The organism is Neisseria chenwenguii, from assembly GCF_002216145.1.
GTDB classification, from domain to species: Bacteria; Pseudomonadota; Gammaproteobacteria; order Burkholderiales; family Neisseriaceae; genus Neisseria; species Neisseria chenwenguii.
In genome coordinates this window covers 13627-33201 of the sequence record NZ_CP022278.1, presented here as the reverse complement: position 1 = coordinate 33201, position 19575 = coordinate 13627, and the positions used below count along the sequence as shown (strand labels likewise).

General features: G+C 55.8%; 16 protein-coding genes. 6 read left to right on the top strand and 10 right to left on the bottom strand.

The window, feature by feature from the left end:
* Window positions 1–31: 31 nt before the first annotated feature.
* Window positions 32–1414 carry a siroheme synthase CysG gene (cysG, locus tag BG910_RS00145; protein WP_089035088.1) on the bottom strand — a complete coding sequence of 461 codons (1383 nt, stop codon included), beginning with the start codon at window positions 1412–1414 and terminating at the stop codon, window positions 32–34.
* A 65-nt stretch (window positions 1415–1479) separates the two neighbouring features.
* Here cysG and BG910_RS12925 point away from each other — a divergent pair, with 65 nt between their 5' ends.
* From BG910_RS12925 to BG910_RS00135, 3 genes are all read left to right on the top strand, one after another.
* Window positions 1480–1614 (top strand): hypothetical protein, encoded by a 135-nt coding sequence (locus BG910_RS12925; RefSeq protein WP_269766457.1) that lies wholly within the window; start codon window positions 1480–1482, stop codon window positions 1612–1614.
* Window positions 1615–1651: 37 nt separating this feature from the next.
* Window positions 1652–4546 carry an alanine--tRNA ligase gene (gene alaS / locus BG910_RS00140; RefSeq protein ID WP_089035087.1) on the top strand — a complete coding sequence of 965 codons (2895 nt, stop codon included), beginning with the start codon at window positions 1652–1654 and terminating at the stop codon, window positions 4544–4546.
* A gap of 240 nt (window positions 4547–4786) precedes the next feature.
* Entirely contained in the window at window positions 4787–4918 is a 132-nt protein-coding gene (locus BG910_RS00135; protein WP_089035086.1) for a bacteriocin, read from the top strand.
* 73 nt (window positions 4919–4991) lie between these two features.
* On the opposite strand, the gene BG910_RS00130 is transcribed toward BG910_RS00135, so the two are convergent.
* The 5 genes from BG910_RS00130 to BG910_RS00110 all read right to left on the bottom strand — a co-directional run bounded on the left by BG910_RS00130 (window position 4992) and on the right by BG910_RS00110 (window position 9978).
* The gene (locus tag BG910_RS00130; protein ID WP_089037056.1) at window positions 4992–6182 is read right to left on the bottom strand and encodes an acetylornithine/succinyldiaminopimelate transaminase; all 1191 of its coding nucleotides are present in this window, start codon (window positions 6180–6182) and stop codon (window positions 4992–4994) included.
* Between the two features lie 122 nt (window positions 6183–6304).
* Window positions 6305–7378, bottom strand: a complete 1074-nt coding sequence (locus tag BG910_RS00125) for a sulfate/molybdate ABC transporter ATP-binding protein (protein ID WP_089035085.1) — start codon at window positions 7376–7378, stop codon at window positions 6305–6307.
* The gene (cysW, locus tag BG910_RS00120) at window positions 7375–8232 is read right to left on the bottom strand and encodes a sulfate ABC transporter permease subunit CysW (RefSeq protein ID WP_089035084.1); all 858 of its coding nucleotides are present in this window, start codon (window positions 8230–8232) and stop codon (window positions 7375–7377) included. The genes BG910_RS00125 and cysW overlap by 4 nt, the downstream gene beginning before the upstream one ends.
* Before the next feature lie 69 nt (window positions 8233–8301).
* Complete coding sequence (gene cysT / locus BG910_RS00115; RefSeq protein WP_089037055.1) at window positions 8302–9165, bottom strand: sulfate ABC transporter permease subunit CysT; 864 nt, start codon at window positions 9163–9165, stop codon at window positions 8302–8304.
* 315 nt (window positions 9166–9480) lie between these two features.
* Window positions 9481–9978 carry a YbhB/YbcL family Raf kinase inhibitor-like protein gene (locus tag BG910_RS00110; protein ID WP_089035083.1) on the bottom strand — a complete coding sequence of 166 codons (498 nt, stop codon included), beginning with the start codon at window positions 9976–9978 and terminating at the stop codon, window positions 9481–9483.
* 418 nt (window positions 9979–10396) lie between these two features.
* Between BG910_RS00110 and ypfJ the strand changes: the two genes are divergently transcribed.
* On the top strand, window positions 10397–11236 hold the full coding sequence (ypfJ, locus tag BG910_RS00105; RefSeq protein ID WP_089035082.1) for a KPN_02809 family neutral zinc metallopeptidase: 840 nt from the start codon (window positions 10397–10399) through the stop codon (window positions 11234–11236).
* Between the two features lie 62 nt (window positions 11237–11298).
* Here the strand turns inward: ypfJ and BG910_RS00100 are convergent, their stop codons facing one another.
* The 3 genes from BG910_RS00100 to purM form a co-directional block, all read right to left on the bottom strand.
* A complete protein-coding gene (locus BG910_RS00100) occupies window positions 11299–11550 on the bottom strand; it encodes a hypothetical protein (protein ID WP_089035081.1) in 252 nt (83 codons plus the stop codon).
* Between the two features lie 82 nt (window positions 11551–11632).
* Window positions 11633–13543, bottom strand: a complete 1911-nt coding sequence (locus BG910_RS00095; RefSeq protein ID WP_089035080.1) for an alpha-amylase family protein — start codon at window positions 13541–13543, stop codon at window positions 11633–11635.
* 578 nt (window positions 13544–14121) lie between these two features.
* Window positions 14122–15156 (bottom strand): phosphoribosylformylglycinamidine cyclo-ligase, encoded by a 1035-nt coding sequence (gene purM / locus BG910_RS00090; RefSeq protein WP_089035079.1) that lies wholly within the window; start codon window positions 15154–15156, stop codon window positions 14122–14124.
* Between the two features lie 166 nt (window positions 15157–15322).
* Between purM and BG910_RS00085 the strand changes: the two genes are divergently transcribed.
* On the top strand, window positions 15323–16393 hold the full coding sequence (locus tag BG910_RS00085; protein ID WP_089035078.1) for an AI-2E family transporter: 1071 nt from the start codon (window positions 15323–15325) through the stop codon (window positions 16391–16393).
* A gap of 60 nt (window positions 16394–16453) precedes the next feature.
* Window positions 16454–17170 (top strand): S-methyl-5'-thioinosine phosphorylase, encoded by a 717-nt coding sequence (locus BG910_RS00080; protein ID WP_089035077.1) that lies wholly within the window; start codon window positions 16454–16456, stop codon window positions 17168–17170.
* A gap of 85 nt (window positions 17171–17255) precedes the next feature.
* Here BG910_RS00080 and BG910_RS00075 read toward each other — a convergent pair whose 3' ends face one another.
* A complete protein-coding gene (locus BG910_RS00075) occupies window positions 17256–19496 on the bottom strand; it encodes a TonB-dependent siderophore receptor (RefSeq protein WP_089035076.1) in 2241 nt (746 codons plus the stop codon).
* Between the last annotated feature and the right edge of the window lie 79 nt (window positions 19497–19575).

Genomic DNA, 19575 nt, shown 5'->3' with positions numbered 1-19575 from the left:
CTGATTTTTAGTGTGTGAACAAACCCTGCGGTTACGTCCGCCCACGTTCGCCGAACCATTTCAATTCTTCCCGCAGCGCCGCGACTTCGCCGATGACCATCAGCGCGGGGCGCGGGGCTTTTTCGGCAAGTTCGGGCAGGTTTTTCAGACGGCCTGACAACACGCTTTGTTCGGGCAGCGTACCGTTGGAAATGACGGCGACGGGGGTATCGGCGCTGCGGCCGTGGGCGATGAGTTTTTCCGTGATTTCGGCGGCTTTGAGCGTGCCCATGTAAACCACCAATGTTTGTTTGCTCAAGGCCAGCGTGCGCCAGTCGGGTTCGCTGCCGTCGTGTTTGCTGTGGCCGGTGACGAACAGCGCGCTTTGGGCGCAGCCGCGGTGGGTCAGCGGGATGCCGGCGTAGGCGGTGGCGCCGAGCGCGGCGGTGATGCCGGGGATGATGCGGTAGGGAATGCCGGCCTGTTTCAAGACCTGCGCTTCTTCGCCGCCGCGCCCGAATACAAACGGATCACCGCCCTTGAGCCGCACCACGCGTAGCCCTTTCTGCGCGTATTCCACCAGTAGGCGGTTGGTTTCTTCCTGCTGGACATGGTGCAGCCCCGCGCGTTTGCCGACGCTGATTTTTTCCGCATCTTTGCGCACCATCGCCATGATGCCGTCTGAAACCAGTGCATCGTAGAAAACCGCATCGGCGGCTTGGACGGCCTGCAAGGCGTGCAGCGTCAGCAGACCCGCATCGCCGGGGCCGGCACCCGCCAGCACCACTTCGCCGCGCGTCGGGGCGAAGTTTTCGAGTTGCGCGGTCAATTCGGTTTCCGCCGCTTCGGTATCGCCTTGTGCGGTCAGGGCGGAAAAGCGGCTGTCGAACAGGTTTTCCCAAAAACGGCGGCGGTTTTCCGTGCCTTCGATTCTGCTTTTTATATGGCTGCGCCATTTTCCGGCAATTTCCGCCATTCTGCCCGTATGCAGCGGCACCAGCGTTTCAATGATCTGCCGCCATTTGCGCGCCAATACGGGCGATGTGCCGCCGCTGGAAACGGCGATTTTCAGCGGGCCGCGGTCAACCAGCGCGGGCACGATAAACGAACACAAATTCGCGGTATCGACCGTGTTGCAGAGCTTGCCGCGCGCTTCGGCGGCGTCGAAAATGCGGCGGTTGAAGGCATGGTCGGAAGTGGCGGCGGTAATCAGGAAAACGTCGTCAAGCTGTTCTTCGCAAAATTCGCCGCCCAGCCAGATGATTTCTCCTTCGTCCGCCCATTTTTGAAATTGGAAGTTGAGAGTTTTGGCGACCACGCGCACTTTCGCACCTGCGTCCAACAGGCTTTGGGCTTTGCGTTCGGCAACTTTGCCTGCGCCCGCCAGCAAAACGGCGCGGTCGCGCAGGTCGGCGAAAATCGGAAAATGGCTCATGGTTCGGCAGTCGTTTGGGTTTGTGAGGCGTGCATCATAAAGGCCGTCTGAAAAAAGCGGAAAGAATGGATTTTACTTATCTTATCGGCTTTGGTTATATGTTTCAGACGGCCTGCGGATATGGTTTGAGCGGCAGTTTTGCGGTAAGATACACGCCATTCTTTTACTTGGATTCTTCAGACGGCCTGCCGGAAGGATAAGGCCGTCTGAAAACGTTTAAACCGATTGGAACACACCATGAAAACTTCCGAACTCCGCCAAAAATTCCTCCGATATTTCGAACAGCACGGCCACCAAATCGTGCGCTCTTCCTCGCTCGTACCGCACGACGACCCCACGCTGCTGTTTACCAACGCCGGCATGAACCAGTTTAAAGACGTGTTCCTCGGCTTCGACAAACGCCCCTATACCCGCGCGACCACCGCGCAGAAATGTGTGCGTGCCGGCGGCAAGCACAACGACTTGGAAAACGTCGGCTACACCGCCCGCCACCACACCTTTTTTGAAATGATGGGCAACTTCTCCTTCGGCGACTATTTCAAACGCGACGCCATCCATTTCGCCTGGGGCTTCCTCACCGGCAAAGAATGGCTCAACCTGCCCAAAGAAAAACTGCTGGCCACCGTTTACGCTGAAGACGACGAAGCCTACAACATCTGGCTCAACGAAATCGGCCTGCCGCCCGAGCGCATCGTGCGCATCGGCGACAACAAAGGCGCGCGCTATGCCTCCGACAACTTCTGGCAGATGGGCGACACCGGCCCCTGCGGCCCCTGCACCGAAATCTTCTACGACCACGGCGAAGAGATTTGGGGCGGCATCCCGGGCAGCCCTGAGGAAGACGGCGACCGCTGGATTGAAATCTGGAACAACGTCTTCATGCAGTACAACCGCGACGAGCAGGGCAACATGCACCCGCTGCCCAAACCCTCCGTCGATACCGGTATGGGCTTGGAACGCATGGCCGCGGTGATGCAGGGCGTGCACAGCAACTACGAAATCGATCTGTTCCAAGACCTGCTTAAAGCCGTGGCGCGGGAAACCGGCGCACCGTTCAGTATGGACGAGCCGAGCCTGAAAGTGATTGCCGACCATATCCGTTCATGCTCGTTTCTGATTGCCGACGGCGTGATGCCCAGCAACGAAGGCCGCGGTTATGTGTTGCGCCGCATTATCCGCCGTGCCGTGCGCCACGGTTACAAATTGGGTCAGAAAAAACCGTTTTTCTACAAATTGGTTGCCGATTTGGTGAAAGAAATGGGTGATGCCTACCCTGAATTGAAAGAGTATCAGACCAAAATTACCGAAGCACTGCGCAGCGAAGAAGAGCGTTTCGGTCAAACTCTGGAAACAGGCTTGGAATTGTTCAATAAGGTATTGAACGGCATGAAATTTATGAAGTTGGAAAGCCTGCTGCCGTCTGAAAACAGCGGCAAACCGCTGAAACTGAAAACTTCAGACGGCATCGAGTTTACCGCCGCGTCGCGTAATGCGGCGGGAACGAAACAAGTCGTATTGGCTACACAGGAGGCAGGCCGTCTGAATGAAAAACTGGTCATCGGCTTGCAGGACATTATCGAACACGCCGACGTTCAGACAGAGGACAAACCGTTTGCCGCCGCGCTGGATGTCTATCTGAATGACAACATCGCCAACAGCAAACTCATCATTCCGGGCGAACACGTCTTCAAACTCTACGATACTTTCGGTTTCCCATATGATTTGACTGCCGATATGGCGCGTGAGTTGGGCATTGATTTGGATGAAGAGGGATTCGAGCGCGAAATGGAAGCCCAACGCGCCCGCGCCCGCGCCGCGCAAAACTTCAAAGCCGATACCAAGCTGGCTTACGACGGCCAGGATACCGTGTTCAAAGGCTACACCGAGCGCAAGCTGCAAGCCAAAATCATCGCTTTGTATAAAGACGGCGAAGCCGTTAATGAACTGAGCGAAGGCGACAGCGGTGCCGTCGTCATCGACCTTACCCCGTTTTACGCCGAATCCGGCGGCCAAGTCGGCGACGTCGGCTTCATCTTTTCAGACGGCAACCGCTTTGAAGTGCGCGACACCCAAAAGATCAAAGCCGCCGTATTCGGCCAGTTCGGCCTACAGACCTCGGGCCGTCTGAAAGTCGGCGACAGCGTAACCGCGCAGGTTGACAACGATGTGCGCAACGCCAATATGCGCAACCACAGCGCCACCCACCTCATGCACCGCGCCCTGCGCGACGTATTGGGCAGTCACGTCGAACAAAAAGGCTCGCTGGTGACCGCCGAATCCACCCGCTTCGACATTTCCCATCCGCAAGCGGTTACCGCCGAGGAAATCGTCGAAGTCGAACGCCGCGTGAACCAAGCGATTCTGGCCAACGTTGCCGTGAGCGCGCAAAGCATGAGCATGGAAGACGCGCAAAAAACCGGCGCGATGATGCTCTTTGGCGAAAAATACGGCGACGAAGTGCGCGTATTGCAGATGGGCGAATTTTCCACCGAGCTCTGCGGCGGCACGCACGTTGCGCGTACCGGCGACATCGGTTTGTTTAAAATCATTTCGGAGGGCGGTATCGCTGCAGGCGTACGCCGTATCGAAGCCATCACCGGCCTGAACGCCTTGAATTGGGCGCAAAACCAAGAGCGTTTGGTCAAAGACATCATCGCCGAAGTGAAAGCGCAAACCGAAAAAGACGTATTGGCGAAAATCCAAGCCAACGCCGCGCAAACCAAAGCGCTGGAAAAAGAGCTCGCCAAAGCCAAATCCGAGCTGGCAGTATACGCAGGCGCGGCCTTGTTTGACAACGCGAAAGACCTGGGGACCGCCAAACTCATCGTCGCCCGAATCGACGCCGAAGCAGGCGCATTGCGCGACATCGTTACCGACCTCACCGGCAAAGCCGACAACGCCGTCGTGCTGCTCGCCGCCGTAAACGACGGCAAAGTCTCACTCTGCGCCGGCGTCTCAAAACCGTTCACCGCCAAAGTCAAAGCCGGTGACCTCGTCAAAACCGTTGCCGAACAAATCGGCGGCAAAGGCGGCGGCCGCCCCGATTTGGCGCAGGCAGGCGGCAGCGATGTTGCGAAACTGGCCGAAGCGCTGGAAAGCGTGGAAGGCTGGATTGTTGCAAAATTAGGCTGATTTTCTTCTTCATTCCGCAGACACTGCCGTTCGCCCCGAAAGGCGGAGTCGTACACAATATTTGAGGCCGTCCGAAAAAGTTTTTTCAGACGGCCTGCTTTAAATTTATAAAGAATGTTATGGTTGACCGACGGAATTTAACATAAAAAGGCAAAACTTTAATGTCAAAAAAGAGTCATAATTAACAGACATTGCGTGCAGTAATGTCTGTTTGACAAACCTTCTCAAGGAGTTTGAATCATGAAAACATTGACCGTCAAAGACTTGGCACAGGTTTCCGGTGGTTTCGGTTGTACCATTACTTTATGGGATCTGACTCTTGATCATGTCAATTCATTTTATAGAAGACCGGGAAGAGCCGAGTGGGCATAAAATGTTTGTACAACCAACTGAAAGTTGGGAGGCCGTCTGAAAATTCAGACGGCCTTTTTTTGAAAAATATCGGTTAATGATTGGCTTCCAACCAGCCTTCCAGCGCGGCTTCCAGCCGTTTCAGCCCTTCTTCCATGTCTTCGTCGCTTAACAGCAGGCTTGGGGCGAGGCGGACGACGTTTGCGCCGGCGACCAAAACCATCAGGCCGTGTTTCAAGGCGGCGGCGGTGATTTCGCCGGCGCGGCCTTTGTAGGGTCCGGCCAAAACGCAGCCGATGAGCAGCCCCATGCCGCGGATTTCTTCAAACACGCCGGTTTTTTTGCCCAACGCTGCGAGCGCGGTTTGCAGTTTTTTGCCCTGCGTTTCAACGTGGGCGAGCGTTTCGGGGGCGTTGATGATGTCAAACGCGCGGCTGCCGACGGCGCAGGCCATCGGGTTGCCGCCGAAGGTCGAGCCGTGCGTACCCGGGCCGAAGGTGGAGGCGATTTGGTCGGTGGTCAGAATCGCGCCGATGGGGAAGCCGCCGCCCAGCGCTTTGGCGCTGCTCAAAATATCGGGCACAACGCCGTAATGCTCATAGGCAAACAGTTTGCCCGTATGCCCCATGCCGGTTTGCACTTCGTCGAAAATCAAGAGCGCGCCGTGGCGGTCGCACATCTCGCGCGCGGCTTCGAGGTATTCGCGGGTGGCGGGCAGAATGCCGCTTTCGCCCTGTATCGGCTCGATGATGACGGCGCAGGTTTGTCCGCCGACGGCGGCTTTAAGCGCTTCGACGTCGTTAAACGGCACATGGCGGATGCCCTGCGGCAGCGGCGCGTAGTCTTGGCTGTATTTGGGCTGGCCGCCGACGGAAACGGTAAACAGCGTGCGGCCGTGGAAACTGTTGAGGCAGGCGACGATTTCGTGTTTGTTTTCGCCGAAGCGGTCGCGCCCGTGTTTGCGGGCGAGTTTCAGCGCCGCTTCGTTGGCTTCCGCACCCGAGTTGCAGAAAAACACTTTGTCGGCAAAGGTGTTTTCCACCAGCTTTTTCGCCAAATCCTGCGCCGGCTGCGTGGTGTAGATATTGGAAATGTGCCACAGCTTCTGCGACTGTTCGGCCAGCGCGGCGACCAAATCGGGATGGCAGTGCCCCAGCGCGTTGACCGCAATCCCGCCCGACAGGTCGATATACTCGCGCCCCCCGATATCCCACACGCGGCTGCCCAGCGCGCGCTCGGGAATCATGGGGGCGAAGGAAAAATTCGGAGTCAGGTAGTTTTGCATGGTCGTTTCCTTTTTCAGACGGCATGGGATGAAAGCAGGAATTATGCGCCGATTGTTGACAATGTTCAATGTAATCAGGCCGTCTGAAGTTTCAGACAGCCTTTCCATATTCCCCAATCCGCTCAAATCGTATATTCGATCAACTCATTCTGCGAAAAGATATAAATCTGCTTGGGAACGAGCGGGAGCGCTTTGCCTTCGGCCAAGTCCAGTTTGGCGGCGTCGCTGCCGCCGAGGGTGATGTGGACGTCTTGTTTGCCGTGTTTCACTGTGATGTGGGTGAGGGCGCCGACGGCGTGGATTTTGGTGACGGGCGCGGTGAACATGGGGGTTTCGTCTGCGCGGGCGGTGCGCCATTCATGGGGGCGGATGTAGCCGACGGCAGTCTGTTCCTGCCATTGGTAGTGGACGTCGAGTTTCCAGCCGAAGCAGCCGTATTGCCACATGCCTTTTTCGATGTAGCCTTCGAAAGCGTCGGTTTCGCCGAGAAATTCGGTAACGAAGGCGTTTTCGGGGTGGCGGTAGATGTCGGTGGGGGCACCGGTTTGCTCGATGTGGCCGTGGTTCATGACGACGATTTCGTCGGAAACTTCCAGCGCTTCTTCTTGGTCGTGGGTTACGAGGATGCTGGTAACGCCGAGCTCGTGGTGGATGTCGCGCAGCCAGGTGCGTAATTCTTTGCGCACTTTGGCGTCAAGCGCGCCGAAGGGTTCGTCGAGCAGCAACAGTTTGGGCGATACGGCGAGTGCGCGGGCGAGTGCGACGCGCTGGCGTTGGCCGCCTGAAAGTTGGTGCGGATAGGATTTGGCGAGGTGGGAAAGTTGCACCAAACCCAGCAGCTCTTCGACTTTGGCTTTGATTTTTTCTTTGCCCGGGCGTTTGTTTTTCGGCAATACGGTCAGGCCGAAGGCGATGTTGTCGAAGACGTTCATGTGGCGGAAGAGGGCGTAGTGTTGGAACACGAAACCGACTTTGCGGTCGCGCACATGTTTGGCGGTCACGTCGTTGCCGTCGAAAAAGATGCTGCCGCCGTCGGCGTTTTCCAAACCGGCGATAATGCGCAGTAGTGTGGTTTTTCCGCAGCCGGAGGGGCCGAGCAGGGAAACGAGTTTGCCGGTGGGCACAATCAGGTTGATGTTTTTCAGCGCGTGGAAACTGCCGAAGTGTTTGTTGAGGTTTTGGATGGTAATGCTCATGCGCTTCTCTCCGCGGCGGCGAGTTTTTTCTCTTGACGGTTGGTAATGAAGTTTTGCACGGCCAGCGTGGCCAATGCGAGCAGCGCGAGTACGCCCGAGAGGGCGAAGGCGCCGGTGAAGTTGTATTCGTTGTAGAAGATTTCGACCAACAGCGGGATGGTGTTGGTTTCGCCGCGGATATGCCCCGAAACGACGCTGACCGCGCCGAATTCGCCCATCGCGCGGGCGTTGGTGAGGATGATGCCGTAAATCAATGCCCATTTAATGTTGGGCAGGGTGACCCGCCAAAACATCTGCCGGCCGCTCGCACCCAAAATCAGCGCGGCCTGTTCTTCGCTGTCGCCCTGCGCCTGCATCAGCGGAATCAGTTCGCGCGCGACAAACGGGAAGGTCACAAACAGCGTGGCCAGAATAATACCCGGCACGGCGAAAATAATCTGCACGCCCTGCGCTTCCAGCCAGCCGCCAAAGGCGGTGTGCGCGCCGAAGAGCAAAACAAACATCAAACCGGCCACCACGGGCGACACGGAAAACGGCAGGTCGAGCAGGGTGGTCAGAAGCTGTTTGCCGCGGAAATCAAAGCGGGTCAGCAGCCAGGCCATCGAAATGCCCAAAACGGCGTTGACGGGTACAACCACCGCCGCCGTCAGCAAAGTCAGCCGCACGGCAGAGAGCGCTTCCTTGTCGGTCAGAGCCTGCAGGTAGAGTTCCCAGCCGCCTTTCAAGGCTTCATAAAACACCGCCACCAGCGGCACGACCAGCATCAGCAGCAGAAAAGCGAGCGCGGCGGCGGTCAGCATCAGGCGCAGCCAGCGCGGCTCGGTCAGATTGGGGTTGGAAGTGTAGGTTTTCATGGTTTGTTTTTTCAGACGGCCTCATGCCGCGTAAAGTTTTGGTATGGACGGATTCGGTTTTCAGACGGCCTAAGCCTTCGCACCCGCCCGTTTGCTCAAGGCCCACTGCATCAGGTTGAGCGCAAACAGAATCACAAACGACACCATCAGCATAAACAGCGCCACCGCCGACGCGCCCTGCACGTCAAACTGTTCCAGCTTGCCCGTAATGATCAGCGGCAGGATTTCCGACACCATCGGGATGTTGCCCGCGATAAAAATCACCGAGCCGTATTCGCCCGTCGCCCGCGCAAACATCATGCCCGCACCCGTAATCAGCGCCGGCGTGATTTCCGGCAGCAGCACGCGGCGGAAGGTGGTGAAGCGGTTGGCGCCCAAAGTCGCCGCCGCTTCCTCATATTCGTTGGAAAGCTCTTCCAACACCGGCTGCACCGAGCGCACGATAAACGGCAGGCTTACCACCACCAGCGCAATCCAAATCCCGATCGGGGTAAACGCAATCTTGATTTCATGTCCCGCCAGTTTGCCGAACACCCCGTCGGCGGCGAAAAACCGCCCGATCCAGCCGTTCGGCGCATACAGCGTCGCCAGAGCAATGCCCGTTACCGCCGTCGGCAACGCAAACGGCAGATCGACCAGCGCGTTGACCATGTTTTTGCCCCAAAAATCGTAGCGCACCAATACCCACGCCACCAGCGTGCCGAAGACGATATTCGTCAGCATCGCGTAAAACGACATTTTCAAACTCAGCCACACCGCCGCCAAAACATTCGGCTCGGCAATCGTCGTCCAAAACGCCGACCAGCCGATTTCCGCCGCTTTCGCCGCCATCATGGCAAAGGGCAGAACGACCAGAAGCGACAGACAGAGCACGGTCAGGCCGAGGCTGATGTTGAAGCCGGGCAAAACGCTGGGAGTTTTTAAAAGGCGCATAAACAGTCCGAATTGAATCATTTTCGGCGCTACTTTAGCGAGGCCGTCTGAAAAAAGGAAAGAATGCTTGGTTGTAATCAAAGAGAAAACGGTTATATGAATCAGGCCGTCTGAAAACCCGACTGCGTGTGGCAAGAGGTTTTCAGACGGCCTTGATTTATAGTTAAATAAAATAAGAAAGATATAAGGCGGCAAGGCGCAGACAGTACGGTTAGTACGGGACAGATGAAAGCGCCTTAGCGAATCATCCTCTTTGAGCCCGGCCGCAGCCAACGAAGTAGATTTTTTATTTTAATATTCACTATAGAAATGGGGTCAGACGTCGTATGTTCCCGTTACCACCGCCGTATCCAAAATATGCCCCTGCATCGCATAATGCAGGTCGTTGAAACGGAAGCCCGCAGGCAGATCCAGCACCGTATCCAGCGCATACACGGTCAAATCGTAGCGGTGGCGGCAGTTTGGCGGCGCCATTCCGCCGTAAAACGAGGCTTCAGCGGGCTCGAGTTTGCCCAAAACGCTCGCCCAACTGTTCGCCCCCTGCGTGAAATCCGTGGCGGAAACGCTCTCGTTTTCCGCCACGCTTGTGCGCCGCAAATCGGAAATCAGCCAATGAATCCATACAAATCCGCTGGCGGTAATCGCGTCTTTGTCGTCCAAAACCACCGCGTAAGATTTCGTGCCTTCAGGCGCGCCGCTGATTTCAAAGGGAACGGAAAACGTCGGCATGCCGTTTGGGCTGAATTGGCTGCCGCGCTTGCCGTATTTGTCGGGAAATTCGCCATTGACGATGACGGAAGAAGTAACTTGCATGATTGTCTCCTTTCGGGTTGGTGTGGGGCTATTCTAAACCGAATGCCGTCTGAAAAGGAAACGGCAAACCGGTTTTTCAGACGGCCTGAAACCGTTGCAAAAACTCAGGATGGCCGTTTGAAACTTTCACGGACGTCATTCCCGAACAGGCGGGAATCTACAGTTGATTTCCTGAAACTTATTTTAAAACAAAATGTTGCTTGATTTTAACCGTGGATTCCCGCCTGCGCGGGAATGACGTCGGTTGAGAGATTAACCGTTCCAGACGGCCTCCGGACGGACATTTCTGATGTTTGCAAAAGTATCGGCCTCTCAGGCATCGGCAAAACCCGCCGTTTATCGGTAAACACGCAAAATGCGCACGGGATTGCCGTATAATGGCGGAAACTGTTTTCAATTTTTCAATAAGGAACACATCATGAAATGGGAAGGGCGCCGGGAAAGCACCAATGTCGAAGACCACCGCGGCAGCGGCGGGGGAGGCGGCGGTAAAACGCCGGGTATCATCGGCATCATCGTGCTGCTGGTCGGCGCGTACTACGGTGTGGATCTGTCCGGCATTGTCGGTACGCCTTCGTTGAGCAGCGGCGCGGTGCAGCAGAGCAGCCTAAGCGCGGAAGAAGAAGCCAAACTGGCGAAAATGTCGAAAGTCGTTTTGGCGGAAACCGAAAACGTGTGGGGCAGCTATTTCAGCCAACGCGGTCAGAAATATACGCCGACGACGTTAAGGCTCTACACCGGCGGCACGCAAACCGCCTGCGGTATGGGGCAGGCGGCGATGGGGCCGTTTTACTGCCCGGGCGATCAAAAAGTCTATCTGGATTTGTCGTTTTACAAAGATATGCAGACCAAACTCGGTGCTTCGGGCGACGCGGCTTTTGCCTATGTGATTGCCCACGAAGTCGGCCACCATGTGCAAAACCTGCTCGGCGTGTTGCCGAAAGTCAACCAAATGCAGCAGCAGGTCGCCAAAACGCAGGCCAACGCGCTTTCGGTCAAACTGGAATTGCAGGCCGACTGCTTCGCCGGCGTGTGGGGGCATTACGCCGCCAAACAGGATTTGTTTGAAGCCGGCGACTTGGAGGAAGCCATGCGGGCCGCCGAATCCGTGGGCGACGACCGTTTGCAGCAGCAGGCGCAGGGCTATGTCGTACCCGACAGTTTCACCCACGGCTCCTCCGCCGACCGCATGACTTGGCTCAAACGCGGTTTGGAAAGTGGGGATATCAATCAATGTAATACGTTTGCCGCGAATTGAGTTTGGGCCAACGGGAAAAGTATAGATGAAAGGCCGTCTGAAAATTCAGACGGCCTTTGGTTTTAACGGTTACCGCGTTTTGCCGCAATCCGGTTGGACACGGCGATACAAGCTGCTGCTTCGAGCCCCATAAAAATGAAATAGCGGAAATCGAAAGTGCCGGCATCAATCATTTTGTTGATTAAATAGCTGTGAACGGTGAAGACAACCCAGCCTGCACACCGCAGTGAAATTTTGAATTTCTTTTGTTCGGCCAGATTGGCAAGGCTGAGTAACAGCATGAACAAAGTGGAAACGGCGGCAGCTTGAAGCATGTAGGCTCCTGAATGAGGCCGTCTGAATATTCAGACGGCCTCCGTTTTTAATCTTTAAAACATGTTCAAACCCGATTCAACTTCAGGCGATTTCCAGCCACATCACCTGATACGGCTGCAACACCACATCCTGATTCAGCGCCACGGTTTCGCCGCTGATCAGGTCTTTGGCTTTGGCGGGCATGGCCTGCAAAGTGGCGGTGCTGATGGTTTGCGGGAACTCGCTGAAGTTGCCGAATGCCAGCAGCGCGTTGTTGCGCAGGTAGCCGATGATGTGTTTGTTGTTGGTATTGAACGTGGTCAGACGGCCTCCGTCGAAGCGCGGGTTGGTTTGGCGGATTTCGATCATATGGCGCAAGCCCTGATAGATTTTGCCTGCGTTGGTCGAAGCGTCGTGGCGTTGGGCGTAGAGTTCTTCGTCGAATTTCGGACGGTGCGCCCAGCGGCTGTCGTCGCTTTTGTTGCTGTCGTTTTCCCATTCGCTGTCGTTGAGCGTACCCACTTCGTCGCCGAGGTAAATCAGAGGCAGGCCGCCCGTGCTGAAGGCGATGCTGTACAGCAGCTTGATGCGGTCGACGGCAAACGGGTCGCCCTGCGCCAAACCGGCCAGCGCGGCGGCGGTACCGCAGACGCGGCAGTCGCCCGTTGCCGGATTGTATTGGAACGGCACGCCCTGCGCGAAGCTGCCGTCGAAACGGTTGACGAAGAAGCGGTTGAGAAATTGGCGGTGGTCGTAGCCGTGGATGCCGAACTGCGCGGCGTCTTCGTCGGCAAACGTCCAGCCGATGTCGTCGTGGCTGCGCACATAATTCACCCATGCGGTGTGTTCGGGCAGGTTGTGGCGGTAGGTTAGCGCCTGCTGGAGCAGGTTGACTTCGCGCGTTGCCAGCGTGTTCCACAGCAAGGCCATCTGAAGCGGGTTGTAGCCGATTTGGCATTCGTCCTGCCCGATGTACTGTACCACTTCGTCGGGGTGGACAATCGCTTCGGATTTGAAAAACACTGCCGGCGCGGCGATGCGCATCACGGCGTTAAACGCGCGGATTAAAGCGTGTGCCTGCGGCAGGCTTTCGCAGCTCGTGCCCATCTGTTTCCAGATAAACGCCACCGCGTCCATGCGCAGAATGTCCACGCCCAGATTGGCAAGGAACATCATCTCGCCCGCCATCGCGTTAAACACCCACGGGTTGCTGTAATTCAAATCCCATTGGAACGAATTAAACGTCGTCCACACCCAGCGGCCGTCTTCAAGCTGCGAAAAACCGCCCAGATGCTGGTCGGGGAAGATTTCGCGCAGGGTGCGGTCGTATTGGTCGGGCATCCAGCGGTCGGGGAAAATGTAGTAGAAATTGTCAAACAGCGGATTGCCGGAAACGCATTCCTTCGCCCATTCGTGTTCGTTTGACGTGTGGTTGAAAATAAAATCGACCACGGCGGAAATGCCTGCTTTGTGCAGCGCTTCGATCACATCGCGCAAATCGTCAATCGTGCCCAGCGCCGGATTCACCTCGCGGTAGCTGCTGACCGCATAACCGCCGTCGCTCTTGCCCTCGGGGCATTTGAAGAGCGGCATCAGGTGCAGATAAGTCAGACCAAGCTCTTGAAAATACGGAATTTTCGCTTTCAAACCCTGCAAGTCACCGGCAAACAGATCCACATAGCAAACGCCGCCGACCTGTTTGTTGGACAAAATCCAATCCGGGTTTTCCTCGCGCGCCGCATCGGTTTTCTTCAAATCCTTAGCGCGCGCGGAATAGCTCTGCCACGCATTTGAAATCAGCTGCTCCAGCATCGGTAAAAGCGCTTCGTTGCTGCCGTAAACATTATCCAACTCATACATCAGCTTGGGGAAATGCGCCGCCAGCCGTTCGCCGAACTTTTTCCAGTCGGCCGATTTTTCAACCGTTTCCCGCTGCTTGGGCGTCAAGGCCGCGAGCGCGTAGTTTTTCAGATGTTGCAAGGTCAGATCGACCTGTTGGGTTTGGGTCAACATAATGCCTACTCCGATTTGATTTTTTATATAGTGAATTAAAACAAGAAACCTATAGCGTTGGCTGCGGCAGGGCTCAAAGAGGACGATTCACTAAGGCGCTGAAAGCGCCAAGTTCATCTGTCCCATACTAGTTGTACTGTCTTCAGCTTGCCGCCTTGTATCTTTCTTATTTTACTTCAACTTAGATAGATGCTTGATTTTCAGACGGCCTTTTTGAACTTTTTAAAGCAACTGCTCGATAATGCTGATGGATAACGATAATACTGGAAGAAACCAAATCTGCCTAGCGGATTTGAAACGCATAAAAGGCCGTCTGAAAAGATGTTCCGCCATATGCGGCTACCAAAAACTACACCATTAAATAACGTATAAGCCTGTATTTAACGCACAAATCTGTCGGAATGTCTGCTTGTTTGGCTTTTTCGACGGGATGATGCCGTTGCCGGCCCGAATTTTATGCGGCCCAAAGCCGGATAACGGCGGAATATTGCGGCAACGATTTGCAGCTTGTTTGACCAAAATCAAAGGCCGTCTGAAAGCATGAAAAAACTTTCAGACGGCCTTTATAGGTTTAATGTTTACGCAACCTGCGTTTGATGCTCGTCGCTGTTACGTTCGCGGATTTCGCCCAAGCGGTAAACCGTTTCGCCCTGTTCTTTCAAAAACGCAGCCACCGCGTCGGCGTCTTCTTTGGCGATGATGATCACCATGCCGATGCCGCAGTTGAAAGTGCGGTACATTTCCTGCGTTTCCACATTGCCCGCTTTTTGCAGCCATTGGAACAGCTTGGGCAGTTCCCAAGATTTCGCGTCGATTTGGGCAACGGTGTTTTCTGGCAGTACGCGCGGAACGTTTTCGGTGATGCCGCCGCCGGTGATGTGCGCCATGCCTTTGATGGTGAATTTTCCCAGCGCGGCGAGAATCGGCTTGACGTAGAGGCGGGTCGGCGCAATGACGGCTTCGCGCAAGGTTTTGCCGTTGTCGAATTCCGCGTCCAAATCAGGATTGTCACGCTCGATGATTTTGCGTACCAGCGAATAACCGTTGGAATGCGCGCCGTTGGAAGCCAAGCCCAGTACTACGTCGCCGGCAACGATGCTGCGGCCGTTGATGACACGCTCTTTTTCGACCACGCCGACGGCAAAACCGGCCAAGTCGTATTCGCCCTCGGGATACATGCCGGGCATTTCGGCGGTTTCGCCGCCGATCAGCGCACAGCCGGATTCTTCGCAGCCCTGCGCGATGCCTTTAATCACGTCGGTGGCGCGGGCGACGTCGAGTTTGCCGCAGGCGAAATAGTCGAGGAAAAACAGCGGCTCCGCGCCCTGAACGAGAATGTCGTTTACGCTCATGGCAACAAGGTCGATGCCGACGGTGTCGTGTTTGTCCCAGTCGAACGCCAGTTTGAGTTTGGTGCCTACGCCGTCGGTACCGCTCACGAGCACGGGATTTTTGTATTTTTTGCCGATTTCAACCAACGCGCCGAAACCGCCCAAACCACCGAGCACTTCGGGGCGCATGGTGCGTTTGGCGAAGGGTTTGATGTTTTCAACCAGTTGGTCGCCGGCGTCGATGTCCACGCCCGCATCGCGGTAGCTCAAAGAGGTGCTCATGTCGGATTCCTTAAGGGGATTTGAATGGGGCGTATTTTACCTGATTTGGCGGCAAAACGGCTGGGATTGTTTACAACTTTTCAGACGGCCTTTTGATTAATTTCACGTTTTCAGACGGCCTCTGTTACACTTTAGGCCGTCTGAAAACGGAATAAGAAAACGCTCAATGTATCAGAAAAAAACGCGCGGCGCGAAGCCGTGGATCATTATGGCCTGCGTTGCCGCGGCCTTTTTGTGGCTGCTTTATGCGCTGGGCAACACACTGACACCGTTTGTGGTAGCGGCGGTGTTGGCTTATGTGCTGAACCCGCTGGTCGAAGCGCTCCAACGCAAACGCATCAAGCGCGGCGCAGCTTCGATGATGGTGATGGTGTTTGCGCTGGCGCTGCTGCTGGCGCTGCTGCTGATTATCGTGCCGATGCTGGTGAGCCAGTTTAATAATTTCATCGAACGCCTGCCACAGATTGTGAATTTCGTGCAAAACAGACTGCTGCCGTGGCTCGACGGCATGGCGGGCAGCTACATCCGACTGGATTCCGCCTCGATTGTCGCCTGGCTGCAATCGCACACGGGCGAATTGAGCAACACGCTGAAAACCGCGCTGCCTACGATTATGCGCCAAAGCAGCGGCGTGTTGGCGGGAGTGAGCAACCTCTTACTGCTGCCGTTTCTGCTGTATTACTTTTTATTGGATTGGAAACGCTGGAGCAAAGGCATCAGCTCGCTTGTGCCGCGCCGCTTTATTGACGCCTACACCCGCATCAGCGGCAATATGGACAAAGTTTTGGGCGAATTTCTGCGCGGGCAGCTCATGGTCATGCTGATTATGGGCTTGGTGTACGGCATCGGGCTGGCGCTGGTCGGGCTGGATTCGGGCTTCGCCATCGGCATGATTGCGGGGATTTTGGTGTTTGTTCCGTATCTGGGCGCGTTTACCGGCCTGCTGCTGGCGACTGTGGCCGCACTGCTGCAATTCAGTTCGTGGCAGGGTTTGTTGATGGTTTGGGCGGTGTTTGCCGTCGGCCAGTTTTTGGAAAGTTTCATCATCACGCCGAAAATCGTCGGCGACCGCATCGGCCTGTCGCCTTTCTGGGTGATTTTTTCACTGATGGCGTTCGGCCAGCTGATGGGGTTCGCCGGTATGCTCGCCGGCCTGCCGCTGGCGGCGGTGACGCTGGTTTTGCTGCGCGAGGGTGCGGCGGCCTATTTCGGCAGCCGTTTTTACCGGCATAAATAAACCGCAGGCCGTCTGAAAAAATAGTGTTCAGACGGACTCATCCAAAAAAAGGAACTTCCCATGTTTGCTATCATCGGCGGCAGCGGCTTTGCCAAACTGCCCGAACTGAACATTACCGACCGCCGCATCGTGCGCACGCCCTACGGCCTGACCAGCAGCCCGCTGCTCTTCGGCAGACTGGGCAGCCTCGACATCGTGTTCCTCGCCCGCCACGGCTTCGGCCACACCATCGCGCCCCACGAAATCAACTACCGCGCCAACATTTGGGCGCTGGATTCCGTCGGCGTCACAGACATTACCGCCGTTTCCGCCGTCACCGCCGCCAACGGCAGCTTTGAAAACGGCGCACTCGTCATGCCACACGACCTCATCGACTACACCAGCAGCCGCAGTTCCACCTATTTTGAAGGGCCCGAAAGCCCCGTCGTCCACACCGATTTCACCGAACCCTACTCCGCCGTCCTGCGCGCCACCCTGCTCGAACACGCCGGTAGCCACAACGTACCCGTTTACAGCCAGGCCGTTTACGGCTGCCTGCAAGGTCCGCGCTGGCCGACCCGCGCCGAAATCCGCCGCTACCGCAACGACGGCGCCGACGTTTTGGGCATGACCGGAATGCCCGAAGCCTTCCTCGCCCGTGAGCTGGGTTTAAATTACGCCCACTTCTGTGCCATCGTCGGCACCAACTGCTTGAGCACGGGCGTTCAAAACAACGAATGCACATTAGAGCTGAAACAATCGCTTGAGAAAATCAGATTGCTGCTGGCAGGGCTGTGAGGCCGTATGAAAATACTGTCGAATTCAAAAGAAGGCCGTCTGAATGTTCAGACGGCCTTTTTATTATCGCAAAAGCTGCAAGAAATCAAAATTCCAATTCAGCTTTCAGCCAATAAGTACGGGGAAGTCCGACGACGGCGAAGCTGCGGTCGTATTGGCCGCGCTGTACCTGCCAGTATTTTTTGTTGAACAGGTTTTCCACCGAGCTGCTGACGGTAAACTGGTTTTTGCCCAGCTTGGTTTTATAGCGTGCACCGACGTCAACCAATGTGTAAGACGGGAAGGCATATTGTTTCTGCGTGTCTTGATAGGATTTGCCGAAGTATTGGACATTGCCGTTCAGGGTCAGACCTTTGGCAAACGGGGTATCCCATTCCACGCCGGCTTTGGCAATCACGCGCGGATTGGCGACTTGTACGCCGCTGACCAGATTGTCTTGATAGTTCGGATAATCTTTAACGCGCGATTGCAGATACATCAGGCCGAATGACGGACGCAGGGTGTTGTTCAACAGATTGGCATAGGTATTGAACTCGATACCGCGGTTGCGCTCCTTGCCCTGTTCTTCGCCGCTTTTCGCACCCGAACGGGCAAAATCCGTACCCGACGAAGTTGTTCCGCGCCAATAGCCCGGGCGGGTAATTTGGAAAGCGTTCAGAGTAGTAACGAAGTTGCCCCAGTTTTTACGCACACCGATTTCAAACTGGCGGCTGACACGCGGATCGGCCATTGTGGTTTCATCAGTGACGGAGTCGGTATTGACCGCGCCCGGTTCCAAATCTTCCATATAGTTGCCGTAAACCACCAAATCGGGCTGCGGCACCCATGCCGCCATAAACATCGGGCTGAAACGGCTTGCATCGGCATCTGTACGGTTCCGTTTGTTTTTTTGGTCAACAGCTTGGAAGCGTCCGCCCAAGGTCAGGCGGTATTTATTGTCGGCAAAACCCAAAGTATCGGACAAAGCCAGACTGTTTACCTTGATGACGTTATCGACGGTCGGAGTCGGATCCCAATCGCGGCTGTAATTGGAATTCATCTTGGCCAGTTGTTCCGCAATATCGCGGGTGGTGTCGATTTGGCGGCTGCCCGTGCTGGCGGAGGCTCCCCTGTAAGTTGTACGCTTGCGGTTGATACGGTCGAACGCGGCGCTCCAGTTGTGGCTGAGCGGGCCGGTTTCAAATGCGCCGCGTGCCGTCAGGTTCATGCTCAGAGTGCGGAAATACTGGTCGGTCAGGCGCGCCGTGCCGGTGTTGTAAACCAATCCGTCGGTATTCGGGCGCGCAGTCGGCGAAATCAGCGTGCCGTAATAACGGGCGTTGTTGTAGCCGATACCGCCGGTAATCTGCGCATTTTCAAACGCATCCCACTCAAAGGTAAGCATATTGGTCTGGCCGCGCGTGTTCTGCCAGTTCCAAGAGGGCAGCAGGTTGGTCTTGCCGTTCGGCGCGTCAAACAGGCGGGCGCCGGCGTTCTGAATATCTTGGATACGGGCGCGGCCGCCTTGGGTTTTGCGTTTGGCGTAAACCGAATCGAACTGCACGCGCAGTTTCTCGCCGCGATAATCCGTATTCAATGCAAACTCTTTGTTGTCTTCGCTGTAACCGTGGCGCGGCGTATCGCCGTGGCGCAGTTTGCCGTTGGCACGGATACCGAACTGTTTGTCGGCGCCGAAACGCTGCCACACATCGGCCGTGCCTTGTGCGCGGTTGTTGCTGAACCAGCCCAAACCGACTTTGCCGTTGCCTTCGTCCAATGCTTTTTTGGTTTCGATGTTGACCGCACCTGAAACCGCCCCTTCGGGATCCATGCCGTTTACAGTAGTCGATGCGCCTTTAATCAGTTGCGCCGCACCGACCTGAACGCTTGATGTGCCCTGTGTACCGTACATTCCGGCCAAGCCGTTGACGCTGAACTGGCGCGAATCCAATTGATAACCGCGGAAATACAGGCCGGTCAGCGTATTGCTCTCGCCGCCGAACTGCCATGTGGACGCATCTTTTTTGGCGATGGTGTCAACCAAAGTGCGCGCTTCAGTGTTGTTAATCACCTTTTCGTCATAATTAACAACCGTGATCGGAGCAGTAAACGCGTTGGCTTTGCCTAATAAACCTAAATTCACACGGTCGCGCAAATCGCCGTCGCTGGCGATGGAATAAGACTTGGCCGCACGCACTCTGTTCGCATCGGCGCGGACGTTGACCTGCTGCAACTCGGTCTGTTCGGGCGCGGCGGCGGAATCGGCCTGCGGCGCAGCCTGTTCGTCTGCGGCGTAGGCAAATGCGCTGACAATCAGCAGCGGCATAAGGGCTAATTTGTTTTTCATATAAACCTTCTCTATTCAACAGTTTGCATCAACTTATTCGGATAAAAAAGCGTAAAACGATTTTGAAGGCGGATTATAT